The 6,813-nt window shown below is 50.4% G+C and carries 6 protein-coding genes; all 6 read left to right on the top strand.

The window, feature by feature from the left end; genetic code table 11:
- Positions 1-250 precede the first annotated feature (250 nt).
- Complete coding sequence (locus VLX68_06870) at positions 251-796, top strand: DJ-1 family glyoxalase III (GenBank protein ID HUI91954.1); 546 nt, start codon at positions 251-253, stop codon at positions 794-796.
- 13 nt (positions 797-809) lie between these two features.
- Positions 810-2,069, top strand: coding sequence for a hypothetical protein (locus VLX68_06865; GenBank protein ID HUI91953.1), 1,260 nt, complete (start codon positions 810-812; stop codon positions 2,067-2,069).
- Positions 2,070-2,352: 283 nt separating this feature from the next.
- A complete protein-coding gene (gcvT, locus tag VLX68_06860; GenBank protein ID HUI91952.1) occupies positions 2,353-3,450 on the top strand; it encodes a glycine cleavage system aminomethyltransferase GcvT in 1,098 nt (365 codons plus the stop codon).
- Between the two features lie 33 nt (positions 3,451-3,483).
- Entirely contained in the window at positions 3,484-3,879 is a 396-nt protein-coding gene (gene gcvH, locus VLX68_06855) for a glycine cleavage system protein GcvH (GenBank protein ID HUI91951.1), read from the top strand.
- A complete protein-coding gene (gene gcvPA / locus VLX68_06850; GenBank protein HUI91950.1) occupies positions 3,876-5,216 on the top strand; it encodes an aminomethyl-transferring glycine dehydrogenase subunit GcvPA in 1,341 nt (446 codons plus the stop codon). Before gcvH ends, gcvPA begins: the two co-directional genes overlap by 4 nt.
- 64 nt (positions 5,217-5,280) lie before the next feature.
- Positions 5,281-6,735 carry an aminomethyl-transferring glycine dehydrogenase subunit GcvPB gene (gcvPB, locus tag VLX68_06845; GenBank protein ID HUI91949.1) on the top strand — a complete coding sequence of 485 codons (1,455 nt, stop codon included), beginning with the start codon at positions 5,281-5,283 and terminating at the stop codon, positions 6,733-6,735.
- Positions 6,736-6,813 lie beyond the last annotated feature (78 nt).

Raw genomic sequence — 6,813 nt, 5'->3', positions numbered from 1 at the left:
TCCATACAGAACTGAATCCATTTTCTCTCAAAGATGCAATAGAACGAAAACTCAAAGCCATTTTCAAACAAGTCTTGGTTACCTCATTTGTGAGACGACGACTTTGAGCCTTCGGTTACCTTTTTAAATGAGCCGATACGTTGGGCATTGGTTTTTCTATACCCGAAGTATATCTTGTAATTTGTCGTTTAAAAGGTTTTAAATAAATCTGCTCCCGCTGGCGAATATCCATGATGGAAGAAAGGGGAATATGATGAATAAAACTGCATCAATAATAATTGCCGATGGATTTGAAGAGGTGGAGGCCATAACGCCCATAGACCTTCTCAGGCGGGCTGGTATTGCCGTAACGATCTACGGGCTTGCTAGCCAGGAGGTACGCGGATCCCATAACATTTTCATAAAAACGGACATGTTGTTCCCTTCAAATCCAGCTATAGCGGATGCGGTGATACTTCCTGGAGGGCCGGGCCATAAAAATTTATTAAATTCAGGGGCGATAATCGATTATATCCGGAAATCTTTCAAAGCAGGAATATTGTGCGCCGCCATATGCGCGGCTCCGGTCGTATTCGGAAAGGCCGGAATTCTTGCAAGGAAAATGTTCACGTGTTTTCCTGGATGTGAAGACAAATTGGCGGGCGGGACGTTCCTTGACAAGCCGGTGGTCGTTGACGGCAATATCATCACCAGCAGGGGCGCGGGCACCGCCGTGCCGTTTGCCCTTGAAATAATTGCCTACCTTGCCGGCAGGGACGCGGCCGAAAAAGTCGCTGCGGCCATCGTTTACCGTTGACAAGGCAGCGGCCATGGACTCGTCGGCCTATCGGTATTTCATCAGGGAACTTCAAGCGCAGCCTGTCACGAATTTCTCTTTTCTGCCCCTGCGTTTTATGCAATCATCGCCGATTCTGGATCAAAGTTCCTTTTCTTGCCTGACGCAGTTTTTGAAATCAGTAATATTTTTATCCGGAACGGATGATACAAAAACGCTTCCGGAAATTCTTGCAACGCCGCATAATTTTTTCGGCAAACTTTTTATCGACGCGCATCGGGCATTGCTGGAGGTGTTGAACGGTGTTAATCCCAAATCGCATTCATTCCTTCCCAACGGGATAAATCTCGAAAAATTCTTTTCATTGTATGGAAATAGTAACCGGAAAGGAATTACATCGTCCCTCGATATGACAAGCGAGGCTATGATTTGTTTTTTAACGGAAGGCCTTCTTCATGCTGGGTGGTGTCCCGATGCAATGAAAGGAAATGCAAAGCGTGCGGCGCACGCCTGTTTTAATGTGCTTAAAAAAAATCTTCATCACGCAAAGACCGGACACAGTGGAATGCTCCTCGGTTACCTGTGGGGTGCCTGGCTCATGGCCCAGCAAACCGAAAATATTCATGACGACTTCACCGCCGGTTTTTCACCAACAGAAACGTTTGAATGGAATTACGGCGGTGAAAAGCATGCTTATCTTGGCAGGATTTTCGGTAAACCGTACCAGATTTCCCTGATACCTCAAATCCAATATGAAATTCCCCACCCTATATTCAAAGTCTGGCGCAAGAACAAAACTGGTCTTTTGCTTTACGCTTCCGGCGAATTGATCAGGCCGGAAGCACTACTTGAACATTCTGAAATTGTTCGCCCAAAAATAACAGGCAATAAATTTGTTTATCAATGCAGGACAGTTGACATCCCCGGAATCCGTTGGACAGTTGTTTTTCTTTTTTACGAAAAAACAATATTCCGGATTGACATGCTGAAACTTCCGCTGAAAAATGGACCGGTCACCGTCCATGCGGAACTACGTTTGGATAACGAGGCGAAGCTGGAAGAAATAAAGCAGGGATATTTTACGGGATATGGTCCTGAAAACAGTATTATCCGGTTTCTGCGGGACCCGTTCGGATTCCGACTCGTGCCTGAAAAAGAAAACGGCGTAAGCATGTTCAAGTCAATTGAGAGCGAATTTACCGGCGTTGAAACCATTCAATCGGTTTGCGCCTGGGCCAAAGGAAAAGGCATCACGGAGCTCAACGAGACCAAACTGCTCGGAATTTACGAATAAAAACGCGGGTGAGCGCCCTGATTGTTACCGTTCCGATAGGGTTTGAAAAGAACGGCGCCGTCGGGGTGGCCAGTAACCCCTGCGGCATATTCAATGAAGCGCCCACCCGCTTCGTAAAAAACAATTTCCTCGCCTTATTAAATATGGTGTCTTTTACGCAACGAAGCAAGCGCGCGGATAATTAAGTGTTTTCTGCCAGAAAACCATGGTATAGAGGGTACGTTTAATTTATTTTTTTAATACCCGCGGCGCCCCATTCATTGCTGAAGCTGCGCAAGACCTCATGAAAAAAACCTTTCTTTACAATGCCCACCTTTCCCTCAACGCGAAAATTGCGCCTTTTGGTGGCTATGAAATGCCGATCCAGTACGATGGCATTCTTGCGGAACATTTTGCCACCAGGAACAGGGCGACCGTTTTTGACACGTGCCACATGGGCGAATTCATGATTACCGGCGCAAACGCGGCCGTGGATCTGGAAAGAATTCTGTCCTGTCCCATTGCCTCAATGAAAATCGGACAATGCAGATATGGTTTTATCTGCAACCGTAACGGCGGCGTGATTGATGATCAAATTGTGTACAGGCTCAATGAAAAAGAATTTTTCATTGTTGTTAATGCATCAACACAAGATACTGATTTTGAATGGATCAAATCTAACATATCACCTAACACATCAATAGAAAATCTTTCACCAAAAACGGGAAAGATTGATTTTCAAGGACCTTTGTCTCCAAAAATAATCAAACGACTTCTCGACAAACCGATAGATGAATTGAAATATTACCACTGGATGCATAATTCTTACCATGGCCAAAAAGCCATAGTGAGCCGGACCGGATATACCGGCGAAATAGGATTTGAAATCTACCTTGATGAAAACCATACCAAGAAATTCTGGGACGATTGCCTGTCGCTGGGTGCATCGCCCGCCGGACTCGGCGCCCGCGATACTTTGCGGCTTGAAATGGGCTATCCCCTTTACGGCCATGAATTGTGTGACAGCCGCAATGCAGCCGAATCCGGTTTCACCCGTGCCATCGCTATGGACAAAGAGTTCATCGGTTCGCAGGTTGTGCTTGATCCAAATTGTCTTCATGATGTGCTTTGTGGTATTAAAATTGAAGGAAGGCGTTCCACCCGAAACGGTGATTCGATAAGCGATATGAAAGGTGATTTGGTCGGCACAGTGACAAGCGGCAGCTTCTCTCCTTCGCTCGGTTGCGCAGTTGCCATCGGATATGTAAAAAAAGAGCTTGGCGCCGTCGGGACCAAGCTCGTCATCAGCGCCGGAAAAACCATGTTAACGGGCACAGTCACCGAGATGCCGTTTTACAAACAAGGAACCGCAAGAGGGAAATTGGCGGATTTCTTGTCGTAATATCGAACCATTATTTTCCAAGGAGTGGCATATATGCCTAAATCTTCATCACCCAATGACAGAAAATTCACCAAAACCCACGAATGGGTGAAAATCGAAGGCGAAAAAGCCCTGGTCGGCATTTCGGGCCATGCGCAGGAATCGCTCGGCGACATTACCTTTGTCGAGCTGCCGGCCATAGGAAAAAAAGTCTTCAAAGCCCAAAGCTGCTCGGTGATCGAGTCGGTGAAGGCCGCAAGCGACATTTATGCCCCGGTTTCAGGCGAAATCGCGGAAGTAAACACTTCCCTGGAAACGGCTCCCGAGGCGATCAACAAAGACCCGTATCAGGCAGGATGGCTTTTCTCGATCAAAAACTTTAACGCGGCCGATACCGCCGATCTCATGGATGCCGCGGCCTATGACGCCTTTGCGGAGTCGGAAAAATGAGTTATGTCGCGGCCACCAGCGCGCAGCAGGCTGAAATGCTCAAAGCATGCGGCATTTCTTCAATTGAAGAGCTTTTCAGCGATATTCCGAAAAGCCTTGCGCCCACGTCGTTTTCTCTTCCCGCGGGAAAATCGGAACTGGAGGTTTATAACCTGCTCAGCGGGCTTGCCGGCCAGAACTATTCTCACCTCATCAATTTCATGGGCGGCGGGTTTTATGAGCATTTTATTCCCGCCGCCGTGGACGCCCTGGCCGGCCGCAGCGAATTTTACACCGCTTACACCCCCTATCAACCCGAACTTTCGCAGGGCACGCTCCAGGGGATTTACGAATACCAGACCGATGTCTGCCGGCTTACCGGCATGGAAGTCTCGAATGCCTCCCTCTACGACGGCGGCACAGCGCTTTACGAGGCCTGCCAGATGGCCATCCACGCCACGCAACGGCCCAAGGTGATTGTTGACGGCGGGGTCAACCCCATCTACCGTAAAATGCTGTACTGCTACACCGCCAACCTGTCAATTGACTTCAACGAAATCCCGGTGTCCCACGGCCAGAGCGACCGAGAAAAGGTATGCGCCGCCCTCGACGACAAAACCGCCGCGGTCATCCTTCAGAACCCTAATTTTTTCGGCGTGATCGACGACCATGGCGACATTGTTGCCACCTGTCACGCCAAGGGCATCCTCGTCATCCAATCGGTGTATCCGATCGCCATGGCGCTTCTCAAGCCGCCCGGCGAGATCGGCGCCGACATCGCCACCGGTGAGGGGCAATCGCTGGGCCTTCCCCTGTCGTTCGGCGGGCCGTATCTCGGCTTCATGGCGACCTCTAAAAAGCTCGTGCGCAAAATGCCCGGCAGGCTCGTCGGAAGAACCACCGACGCCAAAGGCAGGCAGGGGTTTGTGCTCACGCTGCAGGCGCGCGAGCAGCATATTCGGCGCGAGAAGGCCACTTCTAACATTTGCACCAATGAAGCGCTTTGCGCACTTCGCGCCCATGCGTACCTGAGCCTGCTCGGCAAGGAAGGTCTCAAACAAGTGGCGAGACTCTGCCTCGACAAAGCGCATTATGCAAAAGAACGTGTCAAGGCAATTCCCAGGGTAAAAGTGATGGAGTCGAGCCCCACGTTCAACGAATTCACGGTACTGCTCCCTGTTGACGCAGCGGAAGTGGCGGGAAAAATGATCGAGCAGGGTTTCGCGCCGGGATTTCCGCTGGGAAGGTATTATCCGGGAATGGAAAATTACTTGCTCGTTGCGGTAACGGAAAAACGCACGAAATACGAAATCGGTTCGTTTGCCGAAACACTGGAGCATGTTCTGAAATCAATGTGACAACCGACCATGATGAACCTCAATGCCGTTTTTCACGACTATAAAGGTGAGGCTTCAAGGAACAATGGATGTAATCTTCAAGAAATCCGTTAAGGAAAGAAAAGGCGTTTCCCTTCCCTGCCTCGATGTTCCCGGTTCAATGGAAATCGGGTCAAAATACCGCAGGGAAAAAGACGCTGAATTATGCGAGCTTTCCGAACTTGACGTGGTGCGCCATTTTACCGCGCTATCACGCATGAATTTCGGGGTTGACACGAATTTTTACCCGCTCGGCTCCTGCACCATGAAATACAATCCGAAAATCTGCGAAAAAATAAGCCAGCTTGAAGGATTTGCCGGGCTCCATCCGCTGCTCCCCCAGCTGCGGCGCGGCGGCATGCTCACCCAGGGCGCGCTTGCCGTGCTCTATGAACTTGAACGGCTCCTGTGCGAAATTACCGGCATGGACGCCTTTACCCTGCAGCCCATGGCAGGGGCGCACGGCGAACTGACCGGCATGATGCTTGTCGCGGCGTATCACAAAAACAAGGGGAATAAAAAGAACGAAGTACTGATCCCCGATGAGGCGCACGGCACCAATCCCTCGAGCGCCGCAATCGCGGGTTATGAGGTGAAACCAGTGCCCACGAATCCTGAAACGGGGATGATCGACGTTGCCACTCTCGAGGCGATGATCGGCCCGAACACCGCGGCCGTCATGATGACCAACCCGAACACGCTCGGCATTTTCAATTCCCAGATCGACAAGATCGCGCAATGCGCGCACAAACACGACGCGCTGCTTTATTACGACGGCGCGAATCTCAATGCCATTCTCGGCAAATGCAGGCCCGGCGACGCGCAGTTCGACGTCGTCCACCTCAACCTGCACAAGACCTTCGCCACCCCGCACGGCGGCGGAGGCCCCGGCGCAGGTCCGGTAGGAGTCAAAAAACACCTTGAGGATTTTTTACCAATTTCTCGCATTGTCAAGCGTCCGGACAACACCTATTCGCTCAGTTACAATTACCCGAAATCAATCGGGTATATCGCGCCGTTTTACGGCAACTTCGGCGTTTGTCTCAAGGCATACGCCTATATCCTCCTGCTCGGCGGCGAGGGGCTGGTTGAAGTGAGCAATAATGCCGTTCTTAACGCGAATTACCTACTGTGCTCGTTGAAAGATTCGTATGACGTTCCCTATGCAAAGAAATGCATGCACGAATGCGTGCTTTCGGCAGGCAGGCAAAAAGCGCTGGGAGTCGCCGCGATCGACATAGCTAAGCGGCTCATCGACATGGGCTTTCACCCGCCAACCGTATATTTCCCGCTCATTGTCAAGGAGAGCATGATGATCGAGCCGACCGAAACGGAAAGCAAGGAAACCATTGATTCGTTTATTGCGGCCATGAAGACGATTGCGCAGGAGGTAAAGACAAATCCCTCCCTGCTTCACGACGCTCCGGTCACCACACCGGTGGGCCGGCTTGACGAGGTGAAGGCAGCACGCGATATGGATTTCTCGTATCGCGGCTCATGACAAGAAGGAGGTGAATGAAGCTTGTTTACTGTTTTCCCGCTTGCTTTTGCGGCCTGAATCATTTATAATTACGGATGA

The sequence above is a fragment of the Chitinivibrionales bacterium genome, from assembly GCA_035516255.1.
GTDB lineage: Bacteria > Fibrobacterota > Chitinivibrionia > Chitinivibrionales > FEN-1185 > FEN-1185.
The sequence above is the reverse complement of the archived record's forward strand: the minus strand, read 5'-3'. Positions and strand labels throughout refer to the sequence as shown.

Coding starts and splice junctions, on each gene's coding strand:
- VLX68_06870 (HUI91954.1), top strand. CDS start 251: ATGATGAATAAAACTGCATCAATAATAATTGCCGATGGATTTGAAGAG.
- VLX68_06865 (HUI91953.1), top strand. CDS start 810: ATGGACTCGTCGGCCTATCGGTATTTCATCAGGGAACTTCAAGCGCAG.
- gcvT (HUI91952.1), top strand. CDS start 2,353: ATGAAAAAAACCTTTCTTTACAATGCCCACCTTTCCCTCAACGCGAAA.
- gcvH (HUI91951.1), top strand. CDS start 3,484: ATGCCTAAATCTTCATCACCCAATGACAGAAAATTCACCAAAACCCAC.
- gcvPA (HUI91950.1), top strand. CDS start 3,876: ATGAGTTATGTCGCGGCCACCAGCGCGCAGCAGGCTGAAATGCTCAAA.
- gcvPB (HUI91949.1), top strand. CDS start 5,281: ATGGATGTAATCTTCAAGAAATCCGTTAAGGAAAGAAAAGGCGTTTCC.